Source organism: Leisingera sp. ANG1 (assembly GCF_000203975.2).
Lineage (GTDB): Bacteria > Pseudomonadota > Alphaproteobacteria > Rhodobacterales > Rhodobacteraceae > Leisingera.
In genome coordinates, this window is sequence record NZ_AFCF02000014.1 from 114,689 (window position 1) to 135,736 (window position 21,048).

20 protein-coding genes and 1 pseudogene are annotated in these 21,048 nt (G+C 59.7%); 10 read left to right on the forward strand and 11 right to left on the reverse strand.

The annotated features are described in order from the left end of the window. Positions 1–24: 24 nt before the first annotated feature. A complete protein-coding gene (locus GC1_RS20500) occupies positions 25–447 on the reverse strand; it encodes a DUF1801 domain-containing protein (protein ID WP_019295190.1) in 423 nt (140 codons plus the stop codon). Continuing rightward, complete coding sequence (locus GC1_RS20505; RefSeq protein WP_029204718.1) at positions 444–1,142, reverse strand: glutathione S-transferase family protein; 699 nt, start codon at positions 1,140–1,142, stop codon at positions 444–446. Before GC1_RS20505 ends, GC1_RS20500 begins: the two co-directional genes overlap by 4 nt. A gap of 88 nt (positions 1,143–1,230) precedes the next feature. Between GC1_RS20505 and GC1_RS20510 the strand changes: the two genes are divergently transcribed. Both GC1_RS20510 and GC1_RS20515 read left to right on the forward strand, forming a co-directional pair. Further along, positions 1,231–1,923: a helix-turn-helix transcriptional regulator gene (locus tag GC1_RS20510; RefSeq protein ID WP_019295192.1), complete on the forward strand. Its 693-nt coding sequence runs from the start codon at positions 1,231–1,233 to the stop codon at positions 1,921–1,923. A gap of 98 nt (positions 1,924–2,021) precedes the next feature. Next, positions 2,022–3,350 carry a lytic murein transglycosylase gene (locus tag GC1_RS20515; protein WP_029204719.1) on the forward strand — a complete coding sequence of 443 codons (1,329 nt, stop codon included), beginning with the start codon at positions 2,022–2,024 and terminating at the stop codon, positions 3,348–3,350. 94 nt (positions 3,351–3,444) lie between these two features. Here GC1_RS20515 and GC1_RS20520 read toward each other — a convergent pair. The 6 genes and pseudogenes from GC1_RS20520 to GC1_RS20545 all read right to left on the reverse strand — a co-directional run. Beyond that, a pseudogene (locus GC1_RS20520) lies at positions 3,445–4,290 on the reverse strand (ABC transporter permease); the annotation flags it as partial. A 14-nt stretch (positions 4,291–4,304) separates the two neighbouring features. After that, entirely contained in the window at positions 4,305–5,576 is a 1,272-nt protein-coding gene (locus GC1_RS20525) for an ABC transporter permease (protein WP_019295195.1), read from the reverse strand. An 80-nt stretch (positions 5,577–5,656) separates the two neighbouring features. Next, positions 5,657–6,757, reverse strand: a complete 1,101-nt coding sequence (locus GC1_RS20530; protein WP_019295196.1) for an extracellular solute-binding protein — start codon at positions 6,755–6,757, stop codon at positions 5,657–5,659. 80 nt (positions 6,758–6,837) lie between these two features. After that, positions 6,838–7,938: an ABC transporter ATP-binding protein gene (locus tag GC1_RS20535; RefSeq protein WP_019295197.1), complete on the reverse strand. Its 1,101-nt coding sequence runs from the start codon at positions 7,936–7,938 to the stop codon at positions 6,838–6,840. 353 nt (positions 7,939–8,291) lie between these two features. Beyond that, complete coding sequence (locus GC1_RS20540; RefSeq protein ID WP_019295198.1) at positions 8,292–9,686, reverse strand: aspartate aminotransferase family protein; 1,395 nt, start codon at positions 9,684–9,686, stop codon at positions 8,292–8,294. Positions 9,687–9,752: 66 nt separating this feature from the next. After that, the gene (locus GC1_RS20545; protein WP_019295199.1) at positions 9,753–10,439 is read right to left on the reverse strand and encodes a GntR family transcriptional regulator; all 687 of its coding nucleotides are present in this window, start codon (positions 10,437–10,439) and stop codon (positions 9,753–9,755) included. Between the two features lie 142 nt (positions 10,440–10,581). On the opposite strand from GC1_RS20545, the gene GC1_RS20550 reads away from it, so the two are divergent. The 5 genes from GC1_RS20550 (at position 10,582) to GC1_RS20570 (ending at position 15,929) form a co-directional block, all read left to right on the forward strand. Then, positions 10,582–11,670 carry a polyamine ABC transporter substrate-binding protein gene (locus GC1_RS20550; RefSeq protein ID WP_029204720.1) on the forward strand — a complete coding sequence of 363 codons (1,089 nt, stop codon included), beginning with the start codon at positions 10,582–10,584 and terminating at the stop codon, positions 11,668–11,670. Between the two features lie 119 nt (positions 11,671–11,789). Next, entirely contained in the window at positions 11,790–12,917 is a 1,128-nt protein-coding gene (locus GC1_RS20555) for an ABC transporter ATP-binding protein (RefSeq protein WP_019295201.1), read from the forward strand. Further along, a complete protein-coding gene (locus GC1_RS20560) occupies positions 12,917–13,798 on the forward strand; it encodes an ABC transporter permease subunit (RefSeq protein WP_019295202.1) in 882 nt (293 codons plus the stop codon). Before GC1_RS20555 ends, GC1_RS20560 begins: the two co-directional genes overlap by 1 nt. Beyond that, positions 13,795–14,610, forward strand: a complete 816-nt coding sequence (locus GC1_RS20565; RefSeq protein ID WP_019295203.1) for an ABC transporter permease — start codon at positions 13,795–13,797, stop codon at positions 14,608–14,610. The genes GC1_RS20560 and GC1_RS20565 overlap by 4 nt, the downstream gene beginning before the upstream one ends. After that, entirely contained in the window at positions 14,610–15,929 is a 1,320-nt protein-coding gene (locus GC1_RS20570; RefSeq protein ID WP_019295204.1) for an NAD(P)/FAD-dependent oxidoreductase, read from the forward strand. Before GC1_RS20565 ends, GC1_RS20570 begins: the two co-directional genes overlap by 1 nt. Here GC1_RS20570 and GC1_RS20575 read toward each other — a convergent pair. The 3 genes from GC1_RS20575 to fliK all read right to left on the reverse strand — a co-directional run bounded on the left by GC1_RS20575 (position 15,902) and on the right by fliK (position 19,251). After that, entirely contained in the window at positions 15,902–16,678 is a 777-nt protein-coding gene (locus GC1_RS20575; RefSeq protein ID WP_019295205.1) for an aminoglycoside phosphotransferase family protein, read from the reverse strand. The genes GC1_RS20570 and GC1_RS20575 overlap by 28 nt on opposite strands. Positions 16,679–16,826: 148 nt before the next feature. Then, positions 16,827–17,504, reverse strand: a complete 678-nt coding sequence (locus GC1_RS20580) for a flagellar hook capping FlgD N-terminal domain-containing protein (protein ID WP_019295206.1) — start codon at positions 17,502–17,504, stop codon at positions 16,827–16,829. Positions 17,505–17,508: 4 nt separating this feature from the next. Further along, positions 17,509–19,251, reverse strand: a complete 1,743-nt coding sequence (gene fliK / locus GC1_RS20585) for a flagellar hook-length control protein FliK (RefSeq protein ID WP_019295207.1) — start codon at positions 19,249–19,251, stop codon at positions 17,509–17,511. 106 nt (positions 19,252–19,357) lie between these two features. Here fliK and GC1_RS20590 point away from each other — a divergent pair, with 106 nt between their 5' ends. The 3 genes from GC1_RS20590 (at position 19,358) to GC1_RS20600 (ending at position 21,037) form a co-directional block, all read left to right on the forward strand. After that, positions 19,358–19,672 (forward strand): rod-binding protein, encoded by a 315-nt coding sequence (locus tag GC1_RS20590; protein ID WP_019295208.1) that lies wholly within the window; start codon positions 19,358–19,360, stop codon positions 19,670–19,672. Then, positions 19,665–20,024: a flagellar export chaperone FlgN gene (locus tag GC1_RS20595; RefSeq protein ID WP_019295209.1), complete on the forward strand. Its 360-nt coding sequence runs from the start codon at positions 19,665–19,667 to the stop codon at positions 20,022–20,024. The genes GC1_RS20590 and GC1_RS20595 overlap by 8 nt, the downstream gene beginning before the upstream one ends. 203 nt (positions 20,025–20,227) lie before the next feature. Further along, positions 20,228–21,037 (forward strand): flagellin N-terminal helical domain-containing protein, encoded by an 810-nt coding sequence (locus GC1_RS20600; RefSeq protein ID WP_019295210.1) that lies wholly within the window; start codon positions 20,228–20,230, stop codon positions 21,035–21,037. Positions 21,038–21,048 lie beyond the last annotated feature (11 nt).

Genomic DNA, 21,048 nt, shown 5'->3' on the forward strand with positions numbered 1-21,048 from the left:
CCGATAGGGCAGACCTGATCGGCTCTATGCCGGAATATCCAGCGGCGCGCGGATCTTGTAGGTCAGCGCCCGCTTGATCAGCCAGCCGTGACGCAGCGGCTCCACATTCTGCGGGTCGTCAAACAGGACGGCGCGGGTCCCCTCAAACCTGTCCCAGGCAGGGAATGCCAAGGCGAACTCCGAGATCAGGCGGCTTTTGCAATGCACAAAGAGCGCAAAGCGTGCACCCTTCGGCACCCCCAACCGGATGGTGGACCCCGTTCTGGTTTCTGGCGTGACGTAAGAAGGCTGGCCCCAGCGCAGCACTTCCTCCACCCGGCCCGCTTCCGGCGTTTCGGCGGCGGTTTCAAAGATCAGCTGCCGGAGCCTAAGCAACCCCTCCCGCGCCAGCGGGTCGGAGACCGCAAAGGCGGCCTCGATCTCCGGGTTGGCAAAGGCAGGTTTCATGGCAAGGGCACCGTTTCGGTTACACGGCTTAGATAGGCGCACAGAACCGCATCATCGCGCAAGCGTTTGCTGATCTGTGACGCCTCAGACGTCTGCAGCATGGAGATCAGGAACGGCGCCACGCTCAAGTCAGCCGAGGTGATGCGGTCCCCCATCAAGTACGGACGTTCACTGGTAAGTGCTTTTATGGGTTTCAGATCCTGTTCCAGCCGGTGCATCCGCTCCGCATCGGTGAAACGTGCGAGGCCCTGCCACTGAAGCCCGTTCTGGATTTCCTTCCTGACCGGGGCGCTGATCTCTTCGCGCATGGGTTCGGGAACCGGCTGGAAGATCTGATCCCGCACCTCAGGCCAGACCGCATCGTCATTCCAGCGCATTTGCAGCAGGTGCAGGCCCAGGTGGTATTCCGCCAGCCGGACCCAGGCACGAGTGTGGGCGCGATCTGCAGTGGTCAGACCTTCGTCGAAGTCGGCCCCCTGCCCCTCAAGCCAGTCGCGGATGCCGTCGCTGTCAGCAATCTGCCCGTCAGGCGTCGCAAGAACCGGCAGCTTCCGGTGCGGCATTTCGGTCGGGTCCAGCATGTCGCTGCGCTGCCAGGGCTGGCCGGACAGCTCCAGCATCAGAGCAGATTTTATGCAGAAGGGGCTCATGCTGAACAAGCCGAAGCCTTTAGGGAAGGTGAGGAGGGAAAGCATTTGTCAAATCCTGTTCGTTGCGTTTACTCGCCTTTCTCTAAACCCGCCTGATGACAGATAGTGTCATCAGGGCATAGGATGATCAGGCATGTCCCGAACTCACCGCCTCTTTCAGCTGATGCAGGCCCTGCGCCTGGGGCCCGGCCCGCATACCGCGGCGCGGCTGGGGGAGGAACTGGGCGTGTCAGCCCGCAGCATCCACCGCGACATCGCGACTCTGCGCGAGATGGGGGCGGTGATTGATGGCGAGGCGGGGTACGGCTTTACCCTGATTGAGGACAATGCGCTGCCGCCGATGGGTTTCCGGGACACGGAACTGGAGGCACTGGTGCTTGGCCTGCGCGAGGTTGAGCTGATCGGCGACCCGGAGCTGGCCACCGCAGCCTCTGAAGCATTACGCAAGCTGCAGGCGCGACTGCCTCCAAGGCAGGCACACCGGCTGCGCCACGCGGTGCTGGCACCTTACCGGTTTGAGCGCCCGATCCCGCCAGCAATCTCGGCGCAGGACCTGCGCCAGGCTGCCTGGGACGAGGTCGAGGTGCGTTTCGGCTATACAGACGGGTATGGCGCGGTGACCGAGCGGCAGGTGAAACCGCTGAGCGTGGTGTACTTCGACCGCTCGACCGTGCTGATCGCCTGGTGCTGCCTGCGTCAGGCGGTGCGGGTGTTCCGGCTGGACCGGATGCGCGGCCTGCAAGTGACGGATCAAAGCTTTCGTCCGCACCGGGTGCCCATGCTGCGCGACGCCCTGGACCAGCTGCGCCAGGAGCACCGGCAGTAGCGATGGCAGGCGGCGCCCCGCACACGCCGGGACTGACCTCTTTACCCGGTTCGCGCTGCCGCTAAACTGGAGCTGGGCAGTGAATAACGAGGTGCATCATGCGCAAATGGATGGCTGTATCGCTGGTAGCAGGCAGCGCAATGGCGGCAGAGGCCGCGACGGACAACTCCTTGAGGCCCGCCGAGCGGCCCGGGGCCGCGAAACAGGAGGGGCAAGGTGAAAGCTATTTGCTGGCGTCTGCCACAACTTTGAGACCGGTCGCTAGGCCAGCCGCGCTCCAGCAGGCCGCGGTGGAACAGGCTGCAGCTGAAGTCAGTTTCAAAGACTGGATCATGGAATTCAAAGACCGCGCAGGGGCACAAGGGATCAGCGTGCCGGTGCTGGACAGTGCCTTTGACGGTGTGAGCTATGACCCCGAAGTGATCCGCCGCGACCGCAACCAGTCGGAGTTCACCAAGACGATCTGGGACTACCTGGACAGCGCGGCGTCGGACCTGCGGGTGAAGAACGGCAAGGCAGCGCTGCGCGACCAGCAGGCGCGGCTGGATCAGATCGAAGGCAAATACGGCGTCGAGAAAGAGATCGTGGTGGCGATCTGGGGGCTGGAAAGCAGCTATGGCACCTTCCGCGGAAAGATGGATGTGGTCCGCTCGCTTGCGACCCTCGCCTTTGACGGACGGCGCGGAGAGTTCTTTGAGGGTCAGCTGGTTGCGGCGCTGAAGATCCTGCAGGCAGGCGATGTTGCCGCCCGCAAGATGACCGGCAGCTGGGCCGGGGCGATGGGACATACCCAATTCATCCCTACGTCCTATCTGGACTATGCGGTGGATTTCACCGGTGACGGCAAGCGGGACATCTGGTCGGACAACCCGGCTGATGCGCTGGCCTCAACCGCCGCGTATCTGAAGCAGTTTGGCTGGGTGAAAGGGCAGCCTTGGGGGGTGGAGGTGACCCTGCCCAAGGGGTTTGATTACACCCTGGCTGATCGCGACATTGAGAAATCGCCCGCCGACTGGGCGGCTTTAGGCATCAAGGGGCTGGATGGGCGTGCGGTGAAGGATCACGGGCCCGCCTCAATCCTGCTGCCTGCGGGCAGCGAGGGCGCGGCCTTCATGATCTTCCAAAACTTCGCTGTACTGGAACGCTATAACACGGCAGATGCCTATGTGATCGGCGTCGGGCATTTGGCGGACCGGATCAAGGGCGGCTCGCCGATCAAGGCGAATTGGCCGCGCGGAGACCGGGCGCTGTCGCTGTCAGAACGGGAAGAGATGCAGGAGAGGCTGACAAGCGCCGGTTTCGACACAGACGGTATCGACGGCAAGATCGGGCCCAAGACCATCGGGGCAGTGCGCGCCTATCAGGTGGCAAACGGGCTGACGCCGGATGGCTATGCCTCGCTGCATCTGTTGCAGCGGCTGCGGTAGAACCAAGGGAGCGAGCCGTCTCCCTTTTGACCCGGCTTCAAGCAAAAGGCCCCGCAACGCGGGGCCTCTTTGTGTCTGGCAAAGCGGGTACTGTTTAGCCAGGAGACATCCCGCGCAGGCGCTCGGAGCGGCGGCGCAGCATTTCCACCGTCGCCAGCAGCATGATGGAGATCGCTACCAGGATTGTCGCCACCGCCAGGATGGTCGGCGAGATCTGCTCGCGCAGGCCGATGAACATCTGCCAAGGCAGCGTCTTTTGCCCGGCCGAGCCGACGAACAGCACCACAACCACTTCGTCGAAGGAAGTGATGAAGGCGAACAGGCCGCCCGAGATCACCCCCGGCAGGATCAGCGGCATCTGCACCCGGAAGAAGGTGGTGACCGGGTCTGCCCCCATGTTGGCCGCGGCGCGGGTCAGCGAGCGGTCAAAGCCCACCAGCGTCGCCGTCACCGTGATGATCACGAAGGGAATGCCCAGCGCGGCATGCGCCAGAACCACGCCAATGTAGGTCCCCTGCAGGCCGATGCGGCTGTAAAAGAAGTACATGCCCGCCGCGGAGATGATGAGCGGCACGATCATCGGCGAAATCAGGATCGCCATGATCGCACGGCGGAACGGCACATGCGGCTGGCTGAGGCCGATGGCGGCCAGCGTGCCGAAGGTGACCGAGACGATGGTGGCCATCGGCGCGATCTTGAGCGAGTTCCACATCGCAGACTGCCAGGAGTCATTGTTGAAGAAATCGCGGTAGTGCTTCAGCGAGTAGCCTTCCGGGTCCAGCCGCAGCATTTCCGGCGTAAAGGTGAAGAAGTCCTGCGCGTTGAAGCTGAGCGGGATAATCACCACGATCGGTGCGATCAGGAAGAAGAAGACCAGACCGCAGATCACCCGGAAGGTATAGTGCCAGGTGCGCTGGCCAACGGTCGCATAAGGAGGAAGTGCGCTCATATCGGTTATCCCAGCTTAACGTTGTCGATGCCGACGACCTTGTCGTAGACCCAGTAGAGGAGCAGGACGACCGCCAGAAGGATTGCGCCCAGCGCCGCACCCAGGCCCCAGTTGCCCGACGTCGAGATGTGGTAGGCAATCAGGTTGGAGATGAAGGTGCCTTTGGTGCCGCCGACAAGGGCCGGAGTGATGTAGTAACCAACGGCCAGTATGAAGACGAGGATCGAGCCAGCGCCGATGCCCGGCACGGTCTGCGGGAAGTAGACCCGCCAGAAGGCGGTCCAGTCGGTGGCGCCCAGTGACTTGGCGGCGCGCAGATAGGACGGGTTGATGGTCTGCATCACCGAGTACATCGGCAGGATCATGAACGGCAGCAGGATGTGCGTCATCGCGATGATGGTGCCCAGCTCGTTGTTGATCAGAACCAATCGGTTGGCATCATCCACAAGGCCGATCCAGACAAGGGTGTCGTTGATCACGCCCTGCTGCTGCAGCAGGATTTTCCAGGCTGATGTCCGCACCAGCAGAGAGGTCCAGAAGGGCAGCAGCACCAGGATCAGCAGCAGGTTCGCCTTGCGTGCCGGCAGGTTGGCCAGAATCCACGCCACCGGATAGCCCAGCAGAATGCAGCTGAAGGTGATGATCAAGGACATCCGCATCGTGCGGACAAGCATGGTGTTGTAGATCCGCTCATTCTCGGGCCGGATCTCCGGGCCTTCCGCGCCCAGCTGCATGTCAACGGCGTTCAGGAAGTAACCGGACGTGAAGGACCCGGAGTAAGTCTTGATGGTGCGCCACAGTTCAACGTCGCCCCAGCCATCGTCAATTTCGATTAGTTTTTCCCGGAACGGACCGTCGGTCGCGAGGTCCCATTTGCCGACTTTGCGGCCCGATTTACGGAACACAGAGGACACGCCCGGGTTTTCATAGTTCAGGCGCTTGGCGACTCTAGTGTGTGTCTTTTCTTTGGCGGCAATCTGGAGGTCCGCGGCCATCGCGGCAAACACGGCCTCTTCGGGCAGTTGCCCCGAAGCGGGATCCCAATCCGCCAGCGCTTCAACCGTTCGGGGCAGCGTGTCCTGGACAATCCGGTTCTCCACCGAGCGGAACAGCATGTCCGCCACCGGCAAGATGAAGGTCACAAGGATGAACAGCAGAAGCGGCGCAATCAGCATCAGCGCGCGCAATTTCTGCATCCGCAATGCCCGCGACAGGCTCCGCTTCAGCGGTGTGCCGTCCGCGGCCAGCACAGGGCCGGATTGGCTAATGTCAGTCATAGGGTTCCCCGTCGGGTCTTTATATTTTTGGGCAGGGGGCCTGGACGCAGCAGGCCCCCTGCAATCTTGGAAGGGTCAGATTAGTTTGCCAGCCATGCCTGGAACTTGGCGTCCAGATCATCGCGGTTGTCTGCCCACCATTCGTAGTCATAGACATGCACGTTGCCGGCGTTGGCCGGATCGGTCGGCATGTGCGGGGCCATGTCGATGCCCAGTTCGGCGTGCTTGCCAACCAGCGGTGCCGAGGAGGCACGGGCAGGGCCATAGGAGATATAGGCAGCTTGGTCAGCCAGACGCTGGGTGTCGGTGGCGAACTTCAGGAAGTCCATCACGCGCGCCTTGCGGTCCGCGGGCAGGCCTGCCGGAACAACCCAGCCGTCGAGGTCAAAGGACTGCATGTCCCAGAGCATGCCGATCGGCTGGCCCTGTTCGGCAATTGCAGAGAACAGGCGGCCGTTGAAGGTAGAGCCCATAACCACTTCGCCGTCAGCCAGCAACTGCGGAGTTTCCGCGCCAGCAGTCCACCAGACCACCTGGTCCTTGATGGTGTCGAGCTTGGCCAGAGCTTGCGCCACACCTTCGTCGGTGCCCAGAACGTCGTAGATCTCATCCTTTGCCACGCCGTCGCAGTAGAGGGCCCACTCCATGTTGTCGATCGGACGTTTCTGCAGCGAGCGCTTGCCCGGGTACTTCTCGGTGTCGAAGATCGCGCAAACCGAATCCGGCTGGTCGATCAGGTCGGTGCGGTAGCCGAAGGTGGTCGAGTAAACGATCTGCGGCACGAAGCAGTCGCTGACGATCAGGTCGCCGAAGTCTTCGGTGGCCGCAGTGCCATCCGGTGCCGCTGCCAGGTCCTCGTCATGGTTGATTTCTTCCGCCAGACCTTCGTCGCAAAGACGCATGGAGTCGGAGGCCACAACGTCAACCAGGTCCCAGGTGACATTGCCGGCTTCGTTCATGGCGCGGATCTTAGCCACGGCTTCTGCCGAGCTTTCATCCCAAACCACTTTCACATCAGGGTTGGCCGCAATATAGGGCTCAACATAAGCCTTGTGCTGGCTGGTCTGATAGGCACCGCCCCAGGACACCAGAGTCAGCTCATTGGCCATTTCTTCGGCAAAGGCCGAAGGGGCGCAAAGGGCGGTGGTCATCGCCAGTGCAGACAGTTTGCTGAGTTTCATAGAGAGTCTCTCCTTGTTGAAATTCACAGATGTGAGATTCCCCCCGGTCGTTCTTCTGCCGGGGGTTCGGCGCGCGCGGATCAGGCGTCCAGCGCGCGGCAGTCTTCCGGCAGCCAGCCGATTTCGATCTGCTGACCGGGCTGAAGACGGACTTGGTCCGGGGCATTCCGGGTCTTGATGATGAATTCATCATTGCCGGCCACCCGCAGACGGGTGCGGAAGATGTCGCCCATGTAGATGAACTCCAGAACTTCCGCCTTGAGCGTATGGACGCCTGCTTGCAGGCGGTCCTTGTTGTATTCCACCCGTTCGGGGCGGATTGAAACGCGGGTGCGCTCGCCGGGTTGCGAGACATTGACCGGTTTGCAGTCAATCAGCTCGCCATCGTCCAACTGCACCAGCGCGATACCGTTGTTGATTTCCTTGACGGTGCCTTCGAGCGTGTTGTTTTCGCCGATGAACTGGGCCACGAAGCTGTTTTCCGGGCTTTCATACAGCTGGTCCGGCGGCGCGATCTGCTGGATGCGGCCGTCGTCAAAGACCGCAACACGGTCGGACATGGTGAGCGCTTCGGTCTGGTCGTGGGTCACATAAACCACGGTGATCCCCAGACGGTGTGCCAGATGGGTGATCTCGAACTGCATCTTCTCGCGCAGCTGCTTGTCGAGCGCGCCCAGCGGTTCGTCCATCAGAACCAGCTCGGGCTCGAACACCAGCGCGCGGGCCAGCGCGATCCGCTGCTGCTGACCGCCCGAAAGCTGCGCCGGGCGGCGGCCGCCGAAGGCGCCCATTTCCACCATGTCCAGCGCCCGTTTCACTTTTTCCTCGCGCTCGGATTTGCCCATCTTGCGGACTTCCAGCGGGAAAGAGAGGTTTTCCGCAATCGTCATATGCGGAAACAGCGCGTAGTTCTGAAACACCATGCCGATGCCGCGCTTGTGCGGCGGGATGTTGTTGATCGACGTCCCGTCCAGACGGATATCGCCATGGGTCGCGGTCTCGAAACCAGCCAGCATCATCAGGCAGGTTGTCTTCCCGGACCCGGACGGGCCAAGCATTGTCAGGAATTCACCTTTGGGCATGGTGAGGTTGAGGTCTTTGACAACGAGATTTTCGCCATCATAGCTCTTTTGGACACGTTCGAATTCAACGAACGCATCAACGTTTGACGCATCAGCCAAAGCAGGCTCCCCGTAGTTTTGTCATTCCGGCAGATTTGCTCTGCACTTGTTTGAAGTTAATCACACCAACGCTATCCTGCGCTAGATATGAAAAAAATATTCTTTCACCGGTGAACGTACGAAATTCATACTTCGAACCACTTCAAGCGGACAAAGAATACCTTGATTGAACCCTAGTCATGTTCCGCGTCCTTTGATCGGACTTTTTGCGACGCCTCTATGACATTTTGCGCCGCAGAGTTTGTATTCCCAGCCAAAAACCGACTCTTTCACCTCCGGAAACGAAGAAAAGGCCCGGCAATATTATTGCCGGACCTTGGTGAGTCGCCCCATGCCGGGGTGGGAAAATGGAATCAGGCGCTGTGCAGCAGATCCTTTTCTTTCAGTTCAGCGTAGCACTCATCCAGCGACTTCACGGCGCGCTCGATCAGCACGTCGATCTGTTCCGGCGTGATCACCAGCGGTGGTGAGATGATCATCCGGTCGCCGACATGGCGCATCACCAGATTGTTGGCAAAGCACCGCTCGCGGCAGATGTAGCCGACGGTGCCTGCATCGGAGGCAAAAGCAGCGCGAGTTTCCTTGTTGGGAGTCAGCGCAATCGATCCCATCATGCCGACGATCTTGGCTTCGCCGACCAGCGGGTGGTCGGTCAGTGCTTCCCATTTCTGTTTCAGATAGGGGGCCGCCACGTCGCGCACATGGCCAAGGATGTTTTCCTCTTCCAGAATGCGCAGGTTTTCCAAGGCAACCGCCGCTGCGACCGGGTGGCCGGAATAGGTGTAACCGTGGTTGAACTCATCACTTGCGATAACCGAAGCGACCTCATCACTCACAATCGACCCGCCGATCGGCGCATAGCCGGAGCTGAGGCCCTTGGCGATAGTCATGATGTCAGGGCGGATGTTCAGGGTTTCGCTGCCGAACCAGTTGCCGGTGCGACCGAAGCCGCAAATGACTTCGTCCGCGATCAGCAGGATTTCATACTTGTCGCAGATGCGCTGGATTTCCGGCCAGTAGCTATCCGGCGGCACGATTACCCCGCCTGCTCCCTGCACCGGCTCAGCGATGAAAGCCGCAACCCGGTCTTCGCCCAGCTCCAGGATTGCCTCTTCCAGCTCACGCGCGCGCTGCAGACCGAATTCCTCCGGCGGCATGTCGCCGCCTTCGGCCCACCAGTTCGGCTGGTTGATATGGTGAATGTCGGGGATCGGCATTCCGCCCTGGGCATGCATACCGCTCATGCCGCCCAGGGAACCGCTGCCGACTGACGAGCCATGATACGCGTTCTTGCGGCTGATGATGACGGATTTGGTCGGCTTGCCTTTCAGCGCCCAATAGTGGCGCACCATACGGATGTTGGTATCGTTGGCCTCTGAGCCGGAGCCCGCAAAGAACACATTGTTCAGGTCGCCCGGCGCCAGTTCAGCAATCTTGGCGGCCAGCGCGATGGCCGGCACATGGGTGGTCTGGAAAAAGGTGTTGTAATAGGGCAGCTCACGCATCTGGCGGGCGGCGACTTCCGCCAGCTCCTCGCGGCCGTAACCGATGTTGACGCACCAGAGGCCCGCCATCGCGTCGAGAATCTGGTGACCTTCGCTGTCGGTCAGGTGCACGCCATCTGCGCGGGTGATGATGCGTGCGCCTTTCTGCGACAACTCACCATTTGCGGTGAACGGATGCATGTGGTGGGCGGCGTCCAGCGCCTGCAACTCGGCCGTCGGCATGTGATTGGTGATAACGGTCATGAGACTCGCTCCTGAGAATGACTGATTGGCACCAGAATATGATCAAATTCTCAGGTGTCAATCGAATCAGTTAGCGGCCTTCAATCCCTGAACCACATGCTCCATGCCCTCAAAAACGTCACGCTCCATCGCCAAAGCAGCCATTTCCGGGTCCTGCCGCCGCAGCGCATCAAGGATGTCCTTGTGGCGGTCCGGAAAGCTTTGAGTGCCAAGACGACCGCTAACCACCCTCAGCGAAGGTCCGAAACGCAGCCACAGACGGTCGGCAATGTCGCTGAGAATCGGCGCGTTTGCGTGCGCGTACAGCGCTGTGTGAAAGCTGTAATTCTGCACCAGATACCCTGCGACATCGCCGGTCGAGATCGCTTTGTCCAGCGCGTTATCGATAGTCACAAGCTCCTCGATATCTGTTGCACAGATCTGCAAAGTTGCCCGGCGTGCAAGCTCGCATTCTATTGTTTTTCTTGCGAAAATCAACTCTTCAAGTTCCTGCGGGCCAAGCAGAGGCACCGACACACGGCGGTTGCCCTGGAACATCAGAGCTCCGTCCGAGATCAGCCGCCGGATCGCCTCTCGTACCGGTGTCATGCCGGCCTCCAGCGCCTCGACCAAGCCTTGGATCGTTACCGCCTGCCCGGGCACCAGCTCGCCGAACAGAACCTGTGCCCTCAGCTTCTGGTAAACGATCTCATGCGCAGGCAATTTTGCGGGGTTTTCCTGCGCCGCTGCGGGGGGCGAAGTGGTCTCTGTCACCTGGGGTTTTCCTCCTCGATTTTGGCCAGCTTGCACCATCCTGAGCCAAGTGAAAACATAAAGAGTATTGCCGAACGCCTCAAAACTTGATCAAATCTATTTGCAGCCGGACCTGGAAGCCGGCACCCACAGGGAGAAATTCATGACACTTAAAACGTTGACCATGACCGCTGTCGTCGCTCTTGGTACCGCTGCGGCCGCAACCGCGGAAGAAGTGCGCGTCTATAACTGGTCGGACTATATCGACGAAGGCCTGCTGGAGAAATTCGAGAAAGAAACCGGCATCGACCTGATCTATGACGTCTTCGACAGCAACGAGGTTTTGGAAACCAAAATGCTAGCAGGCGGTTCCGGCTATGATGTGGTGGTGCCGACCGGCTCATTCATGGCGCGCCAGATCCAGGCCGGTGCCTTCCAGAAGCTGGACCCGTCGAAACTGCCAAACAAAGGAAACATGTGGGACGCAATCGAGGAGCGTACCGGAAAATATGACCCCGGCAACGAATACTCCATCAACTACATGTGGGGCACCACCGGCATCGGCGTGAACGTCGCCAAAGTGAAGGAAGTCCTGGGTGATGACGCCCCGATCGACTCGCTGGAGCTAGTGTTCAACCCAGCCAACATGGAAAAGCTCTCAAGCTGCGGTGTGCATTTCCTCGATGCCCCGGATGAAATGATCCCGGCAGCGCTCAAGTACATCGGCGAAGATCCCAACAGCATGGACGCGGATGTGGTCGCCAAGGCTGAGCCGGTTCTGTTGGGTGTTCGCCCCTATATCACCAAGTTCCACAGCTCCGAATACATTAACGCCCTGGCCAACGGCGATATCTGCGTGGCCTTCGGCTGGTCCGGCGACATTCTGCAGGCGCGTGACCGCGCGGCGGAAGCCGAGAACGGTGTCGAGATCGAATACAACGCGCCCAAGGAAGGCGCGCTGATGTGGTTCGACCAGATGACCATTCCGGTTGATGCTCCGAACCCGGAAGGCGCCCACAAGTTCCTGAACTTCATCATGGACGCGCAGAACATGGCGGCTGCGTCCAACTACGTCTATTACGCCAACGGCAACAAGGCCTCCCAGGAATTCCTCGAAGAGGATGTGATTGGCGATCCCGCTATCTATCCGAACGAAGAAACCGTCCAGAACCTGTACATCAAGGAAGGCTACCCGCCGAAAGTACAGCGCAAGGCCACCCGCATGTGGACCAAGGTCAAGTCCGGCACCTGATCAGCCGTTGCCTGACCCGCGGGGCGCGCTCCAGCCGCCCCGCCTATCGTAACGCGCCTGGGTCCTCCAAGCGCGCCCATCCCATACATCCGCGTGATATTTCGCAGAAGAGGCCCGGCTTGACTGCTTCCGTATTCGAACCCTGGAACGATCCTGAGGCTAAGCCCTTGATCCACTTCCAGAACGTCACCAAACGCTATGGTGAGTTCACCGCCATCGACAATCTGACCATCGACATCTACGAGCGGGAATTCTACGCGCTTCTGGGCCCATCCGGCTGTGGCAAGACCACGCTGATGCGGATGCTGGCCGGGTTCGAAACCCCGACCGAGGGCAAGATCTTTCTTGCCGGACAAGACATTGCGCCGGTTCCGCCGAACAAGCGCGCGGTGAACATGATGTTCCAATCCTATGCGCTGTTCCCGCATCTGTCGATCTGGGAGAACATCGCCTTTGGCCTGAAGCGCGAAAAGATGCCCAAGCACGACATCAACGACCGCGTTGAAGAAATGCTACGGCTGACCCGGCTGGAGAAATTCGCCCGCCGCAAGCCGCATCAGATTTCCGGCGGCCAGCGCCAGCGCGTTGCCCTCGCCCGTTCGCTTGCGAAACACCCGAAGCTGCTGCTACTCGACGAACCTCTGGGCGCGCTGGACAAAAAGCTGCGCCAGGAAACCCAGTTCGAACTGATGGACATTCAGGAAAAGACTGGCACTACCTTTGTGATCGTAACCCACGATCAGGAAGAGGCGATGACTGTCGCGTCTCGCGTGGCAGTTATGGACCACGGCAAGATCATCCAGGTGGCGACGCCCGACCGGATCTATGAAAGCCCGAACTCCGTCTATGTGGCTGATTTCATTGGCGACGTGAACCTGATTGAAGGCACCGCCAAGCTCAATGGCAGCGAAGCCTACGCCATGTCCTGGCACGAGGGCCACGAACCGTTGACTGTCAAATCGCCGAACGCGTTTTCCGACGGGCAAAAGTGCCATCTGGCGATCCGGCCAGAGAAAGTGGCGATCAGCGCCGAAAAGCCGGCCGACGCGGACAACGCCGTTCAGGGCCGCATTCTGGATATCGCCTATCTCGGCAACATTTCCACCTATCATGTGGAACTGCCAACCGGTGCAGTGATCAAGGCGCAGACCGCCAACACCCGCCGCATCGCCCGCCGTGCCTATACTTGGGAAGACACTGTCTGGCTGTCCTGGACCGCCACGGCAGGCGTTCTGCTGGCTGACTGATGCGCCGCTTTGTCCTGATCGCCATCCCCTATGTCTGGCTGCTGGCCCTGTTCCTGGTGCCATTTGCCATCGTTCTGAAAATCTCGCTGTCGGACGCAGCGATTGCCCGCCCGCCCTATTTCCCGCAGTTCGACTGGGCTGAGGGCATCGCCGCCTTCATCGCAGAGCTGGATTTCGAGAACTTTGTCTGGCTGACTGAAGATGACCTCTATTGGAAGGCCTACCTCAGTTCCCTGAAAATTGCGGTCATCTCGACCTTCTTTACACTGCTGGCCGGCTACCCCATTGCCTATGGCATGGCCCGCGCACCTGAGGAGTGGCGCCCGACCCTGATGATGCTGGTGATCCTACCTTTCTGGACGTCCTTCCTGATCCGCGTCTATGCGTGGATGGGGATCTTGTCGAACGAGGGGTTCCTGAACCAGTTCCTGATGTGGATAGGAGTGATCTCTGAACCGCTCATCATCCTGAACACCAATTCCGCAGTCTATATCGGCATCGTCTACACCTACCTGCCGTTCATGATCCTGCCGGTTTATTCGGCGCTGGAACGGCTGGACGGCTCGTTGATTGAAGCGGCAGAGGATCTTGGCTGCTCGCGCCTCACGGCCTTCTGGCTGGTGACCATTCCGCTGTCTAGAACCGGCATCATTGCAGGCAGCTTCCTGGTTTTCATCCCGGTGCTCGGTGAATTCGTGATACCGTCGCTGCTGGGCGGCTCTGACACGCTGATGATCGGCAAGGTTCTGTGGGAGGAGTTCTTCTCCAACCGCGACTGGCCCGTGGCATCCGCAGTGGCAGTGGTTCTGCTGCTGCTCCTAGTGATCCCGATCGTGCTGTTCCAACGCAACCAGCAAAAACAGCAGGAGGCAGAGCAATGAACCGCATGAGCTGGTTTAACGCCGTATCGCTGACCTTGGGCTTTGCCTTCCTATACATCCCGATGGTGATCCTAGTGATCTTCAGCTTCAACGAAAGCAAGCTGGTCACCGTTTGGGCCGGGTTCTCGACCAAGTGGTACGGCGAATTGCTCCAGAATGAGGCGTTCCTGAACGCCGCCTGGGTGACCATCAAGGTGGCGGTGTTCTCCTCAACCATGGCCACCGTTCTGGGCACCATTGCGGCCTATGTGCTGGTGCGCGGCGGGCGGTTCATGGGGCGGACGCTGTTCTCCGGCATGATCTATGCACCGCTGGTGATGCCCGAGGTGATCACCGGCCTGTCACTGCTCCTGCTATTCATCGGCATCGGTCTGGACCGCGGTGTATTCACCATCGTTCTGGCCCATACCACATTCGCGATGTGCTATGTCTCGGTGGTGGTGTCCTCTCGTCTGGTGACATTCGACCGCTCGCTGGAGGAAGCCGCACTGGACCTGGGCTGTTCACCCGCTGAAGCGTTCCGGCTGGTGACCCTGCCGATCATTGCTCCCGCGGTGATTTCCGGCTGGCTGCTGGCCTTCACCCTGTCGCTGGATGATCTGGTGATTGCCTCCTTCACTTCCGGTCCTTCGGCCACCACCCTGCCGATCAAGATCTTCTCCGCCGTGCGCCTGGGCGTCAGCCCTGAGATCAACGCTCTGTCGACGATCATGATCTCGATCGTCACTGTGGGCGTCATCACCGCCTCGCTGGTGACCAAGCACCAGGTGGCCCGCCAGAAGCGCGAGGAACAGGCCGCGGAGCGGGCCTGATGCGCCGGATCTTCTCCGGCTACGCCTATGGTCCCGGCCCGCGCAGCAACTGCTGGTGGGACGAGACCGCCTCAGCACCGGACTGGCCGGTTTTTGAAGGGGAAGCTTCTGCCGATGTAGCAATCATCGGCGGCGGCTTCACTGGAATGTCAGCGGCCCTGCATTTGGCTGAAAGCGGTGCTTCAGTAGTCCTGCTGGAAGCTGAAACTCCCGGCTGGGGCGCCTCCGGTCGCAATGGCGGGTTCTGCTGCCTCGGCGGTTCGAAACTGTCCAGCGGCACGATGCGTAAGGTTTTCGGCAAGCCCGCCGCTGACACCTATGACGCCAGCGAAATGGCCGCTGTGAACCTTGTGAAGGGGCTGCTGGAAGCTCACGCCATTGACGCAGACACCCATTCGCACGGGGAAACCCAACTGGCCCACAATGAGAAAGCCGCGCGCCGCCTGTCAGCCCTCGCAGTGGAGTTGCGGAAAACTGGTGAAGAACCGGAGTTCCTCTCTCGTCATCAGCTGGCGGATCACGGGCTGAATGGCAGTTTTCAGGCCGCGCTGACAACGCCGACGGGCTTTGCGCTGAACCCGCGCAAATACCTGTTCGGCTTGGCATCCGCCGCGGCAGATGCCGGAGCAAGACTGTACCAGCGGAGCCCGGCCCTCTCTGTTCGGCATGTGGGTGGCGGGCATGAAATAGAGACTAATAAGGGTCATCTGAAAGCATCCAAGGTCATCATTGCCACCAACGGCTATTCCTCTGAGGATTTGCCAGATTGGCTGGCCGGGCGGTACATGCCGGCACAATCCACGGTCATGGTAACCCGCCCCCTGACGGACCAGGAACTGCAAGCACAAGGCTGGTTTTCGCATCAGATGGCCTATGATACCCGCAACCTGCTGCATTACTTCCGGCTGATGCCGGACAGGCGCTTCCTGTTCGGCATGCGCGGCGGGCTGCTGGCCTCACCCCGGGCCGAGGCCGGAATCCGGGCCAAGCTGCGGCAAGACTTCGAGGCCATGTTCCCGAAGTGGCGGAATGTGGAAACCACCCATTGCTGGTCCGGCATGGTCTGCCTGTCGCGCAACCTGGTGCCTTTCATCGGGCCGGTGCCCGATCATCCGGGCCTGTTTGCAGGTCTCTGCTATCACGGCAACGGCGTTGCAATGGGCAGCTATGCCGGGCGCCTGCTCAGCGATCTGGTGCAAGGGCGCAGGCCAGAATTGCCCTATTCGCCTGCAGTGCAAAAAATGCCGCGCTTCCCATTTGGCCGCGCCCGGCGGGTATTGATGCCGCCGGCTTATGCAGTTCTGGGCCTGATGGACTGAAGCGCTGCACGCTCCAGTTCAAAAGCCTGCCAGTCCCTTTCCCCGCCGCGTTCCGCCCGCCACAGGCAATACGCTGCCATTCGCCAGTGGAACCACGGTTTCAAGGCCAAAGTTCTGCCCGCAATCCGCGGATCGGGATAGGCCTGCAAAAAGCTGTCTTCCTCCGGCTGCGTCAGCGGCGCACCGCGGTACATCAGCTGCATCGCGGGCGAAAGAAACAGCGACAAGTCTTCTGCCGGATCGCCGATCTGCGGGCATTGCCAGTCGATCAGTGTCAATGTGCCATCATGCGCCAGAAGGTTGCCTGGCACCGGGTCACCATGAATAAGCTGCAGTTGCGACGACGGCGGAATCCGGCCCAAAGGACGCAAGTCGGCCAGCTGCTCGCCATTTTTGCATTCTTGAAGAATTGCCTGTGTTTGCGCTTCCAAGGCTATGCTGCCGTTCACGCCTTCCGGCAATCCGGACGGGGCTGCCAGATCATGCAGCCGCCCCAAAAGCCGCGCCACATGGCTGGTGTCTTTCTGCCAGGGGCTGCCATTGACATGAGCATAGCTCAGCCAGCTATGCCCCTCGAAGGTTCCGGTTTGCACCAGCGGCGGCACCATGCCTGTGCCGGACAATGCTGCCAGGATCACTCCTTCCCTCGCCGGGTCATTCGCAAACAGCGGGTTAACCCCATCTGAGGCATAAAGCTTGATCACCAGCCCCCCAGACCGCCAGACATGATTTGACCGCCCGCCGGTCAAACGCCGGGGGGCGGGCACATGCAGCCCTTTTGCGGATAAATTCGCAAAGAAACGGGCTACAAAGTGATCAGGCAACGGTTGCAGAGCGGTCTCCAGAGTTAAGCCGCCCCGTTCTTAGACAGTTTTTCTGCCTGTTGATACAGCCGGGTTATCCCGCGGGGTCACGCAACGCACTGACGGACGACGCCAAAACGACCGAACCACCTTTTGTGATCAGCCCCACTTCACCGCCTTGCATCCTGGTTTCGTTCACCTTGAAGTAAACTTCGGCATATTCTTCCAGCAGAAGTTCATCGCCTTTCCGGCTTTCAACAACAAAGGAATACTCACCAGCCTCTACTGGGTTTCCATCACCATCCAGCCCATTCCATTCATAAGGCTCAGCCGAGACAGGCAGGGTGACGCGCTGAACTTCAGTACCGCTTGCATTCTTCACAACCAATGTCACCGAATCTGCGGCGGCGGCCGGGTTAGGTGCAATAGTGACAGTGTTACTGCCATCGAAGTAACCAGGAGCCACAGCACGGGCTTCCATCCCCACCCAGCCTGATAGTGCTGCCATGTTCGCCAGCCCAAGCTGCGATTGCAGCCCCTCCAGCAGCGTGTTGCTCTTTGTCTGCTGTTCGACCATCGAGAATTGCGCAAGCTGCGCTGCATACTCCGTCGAATCCATTGGCTCCAGAGGATCCTGGTTTGTTGCCTGGGCTGTCAGCATCTTCACAAATGTCTCGAAATCCGACGTCAGCCCGGACGTTTTCTGGGAGGCCGCCGGCGCTGTATTGGATTGTACTGCCGGGCTGGTCGCGGAGGTAACTGCTGTTGTCATTTGATCAGACCCTCATGTCCACACCGGCGGTTCCGAGCCGGAGATTCTGTGTTGCTTGTTCTGCGACAGGTTCAGTTCCGGGTTGCGAATTTGCCATACTGCCTGCTTGTCCGGTTCCGTCCTCGCCACCGTCTCCTGTGCCGCCACTGCCCGTCTGACCGCCGCTAAATTCGAACGAGATGTCCTCATAGCCCATTCGGCGGAACTCCTCAGCCAGCTCATTGATATGGCGGCGCATCAGATCCCCCGTTTCCGGGCGTTCTGTTTGGATAATCATCGTTATACCCGTCTCGCTGGTCACGACGCGCATTTTTACATGCCCCAGCTCCTGCGGATTCAGGCTCACCTCAACCTTCTGTTCGCCCTTGGCAGCAAATGCCTCTGCAATCTGGGCTGCAATCATTCGCGGCATTTCCGGACGGTGTGCTGCCTGCGTGCCGATGGAGGCTTCAGTCAAAAGCTGGCTTAGCCCTGGCGCTTCGCCGGTCAGGCCAAGAGCCTGAGAAAGCGGATTTGCCTCGCCGGCTGCTTCGGCGAGCCCCGCCGCCAGCAATGGCTGGAACATCGCCGCACCCTGTTGGGCCGCCTGAGGAATTTGCGCGGCTTGAAAATCCCCATTCCGAACCGCTCCTGCACCAGACTTTCCCACGGCAAAATCTTTGGCCGAATCCTCTTCGGGGACCGTTACGCTAACCGTACCGAGCTCTGCTTTCCCAGCTCCTTCACGAGAGGCCAGCTGACCCGCTGCAAGCACCTGCACTGCGCCTTGCGTACCAGCTGCAATCGCGCGCGTAACGCCTTCCGGCTGCCGTGAGACAATCTGCTCGACTGCTTTCTCATTTGGAAAACCCGAAACTGTTGTGCCTGCGCCAGGGGCTTTTGTGTTCATTGCTGCCGAAACGCTGCCCTTCGAACCCAAAGCCGCTTGTCCTGCAAACTCCGGCTTGGTGCTGGCGCCGGCGCCTGTTGCATACCTTTTACCGGCCTCAGCTTCCGGCGCCGCCACCGCACTTTCTGACACGGTTTCCGGTGTAGCCTGAAGAGGCTGCCGTTGCGCATCTTGTTCGTTCGTGCCGACCCGTTCATTTCCCTGCCCCCCAACCGTTCCAGCAGGCGAGGCTAGTTTGGACGTATCCCCAAACATGCTTTTCTTGGGAAGGCCGCTTTCGGCTGGGGTCTTGCTCCGGTCCAAAGGCATACCTTGCGTTCCAGACTCCGGTTCGCTGGCAGGCAGTGCCGTTGTCTTGGGTATCTCCTGCGCCCCTGTGACATCTGCAGCCTCTTTGACGCTTGCGTCCTCGTCTGCATCAGCACCGTCCATAGATTGCTTGGCGCTGCCACCGGCGCCTTGGCCACCAGTTTCCACCTGTGTTGTTCCGTCTAGTTCGGATTCATCCGTTCCTGCTGTTTCAACCGCTTCCTGACCCAGTAGGGAAACATCCGGTTCTGCTTCAACAGCACTTTCCGGCAACACAGTTTCTTCTGTTGCAGCACCCGCTCCGGTTGCGTTTCCGTTTTCTCCCGCAGTCACGGAAGGGCTCACCGAATCTTCCGTCTCCGCTTTCGGCACGGCAGATTCGCTATCTGTTGAGGAAGGATCACCGGTCACAGTTTCGCGTCCGGCCTCTGCAGCCACGAAATCCGAAAAGTCATTGGAATTATTCGTTTTATTTTGAAGCCTTGCGGACGCAGGCGGTGCCTTTCCGCCAGCAGTAGGTTCAATACCAAGGATCGGATTCATCATCATGTTCTGTTCCAGACATTCTATCTCGACCCGGTCAGAGTTACCCCAAAGCGGTTACGGCAATTTTAACCGGTTGCAGGGCAGTCTCGGAAAAGTCGATGGAATTCGAATGCAAACCGGAGAACCGGACATGTCAGATCTATTACCGATCCCGCTTCAGACCACGTCTGCATCCACCCCGGTGCGGCCAGCAAAAAGCGACCCGCTGCGGGAGGCTGCAATCGAACTGGAAGCCTCTTTTCTTGCGGAAATGCTGAAATCAGCTGGCCTGGGTGACGCCAGCGAGGCCTTTGGCGGCGGTGCCGGCGAAGAACAATTCTCCAGTTTTCTCATCCGCGAACAAGCCAACCAGATCGCCCGCGCGGGCGGCATCGGTCTGGCCGAATCACTTTATCATGCACTGAAGGAGACCCAAGGTGAGTAAACCTGAACCGCAGCAGCTCATTGATGAGCTGGATGAGATCCTGGACAAAGAACGCACCGCCCTGATGGCCGGCGACCTTGGTAAGCTGGAAAGTTTGCTTGCCAAGAAAGAGAAAATCATCGGCAAGCTGAATTCTGTTTCTGAGCTGGAACGCGAGGCGCTGGAACAGGTGCAGACCAAATTGTCCCGTAATCAGAATCTTCTGGACAGCGCAATGGACGGGATCCGCACCGTTGCCGCCCGGATGGCGGAATTGCGCCGTATCCGCAAAGGGTTGGACGTATATGACCAATCCGGCCGCAGAACCCGCTACGGCACCCGCAACGGCGCCAAGCTGGAAAAACGGGCGTAAAATAAATTTGGGGAAAATTCTAAAAAACCAAATCCGGTCATTAGCACTCCCTTAGCAACTCCTGCGCCAAAGTCACCTTGCACCTGATAACGGGTGGCGCGGAAACCGGACGGTGGAACGCACAGTCAGAAAGACGTCACACAGCGCCCCGGAGGGGCAAGTAATTCAGGGGCCAAAGCGCCCCGCAGCTAAAGGAAAAAGCTATGACCAGCATTCTGACCAACAACGGCGCAATGGTTGCTCTGCAGACCCTGAAGTCCGTGAATAACAATCTGGAAGAAACCCAGAACCAGATCTCGACCGGTAAAGAGGTCGGCATGGCGAAGGACAACTCCGCTGTCTGGGCCATCTCCAAGACCATGGAATCCGACATCCAGGCTTACGAAGCGGTGGGCGACGCCCTGAACTTCGGCGAAGCAACCGTGGCTGTCGCCTCCTCCGGCATGGAGCAGATCGTTGAAACCCTGAAGGAAATGCGTGAACTGGCAGTTGCCGGCGTTTCGCAGAACGTCGACCACGCCAAGATCGAGGCTGACCTGGCCAAGAAGAAAGAGCAGATCGATTCGATCATCGACTCGGCCAGCTTCAACGGCGCCAACCTGCTGGATACAGCAGTAACCTCGCAGCTCGACGTCCTGGGCGGCATCAGCGCAACCGCCGACGTGATCACCGTTTCCGCGATCGACACCGGCGCTTCCCTGAGCACCGGCACCATTGACGCGCTGACTTCGGCCAACGCCGACGACGTTCTGACCCAGATCGAAGCGCTGCTGACCTTTGCAATCGACTCTGCGGCCCAGCTGGGTGCGGACAGCAACCGCCTGTCTGACCAGAACGACTTTGTGTCGAAACTGACAGACTCGCTGAAATCCGGTGTCAGCACCATGGCCGACACCAATATGGAAGAAGCGTCGGCCCGGCTGAAGGCATTGCAGACCCAGCAGCAGCTGGCGGTGCAATCGCTCTCGATCGCCAACCAGGCGCCGCAGACCCTGCAGCAGCTGTTCCGTTAACAGCCCTTACC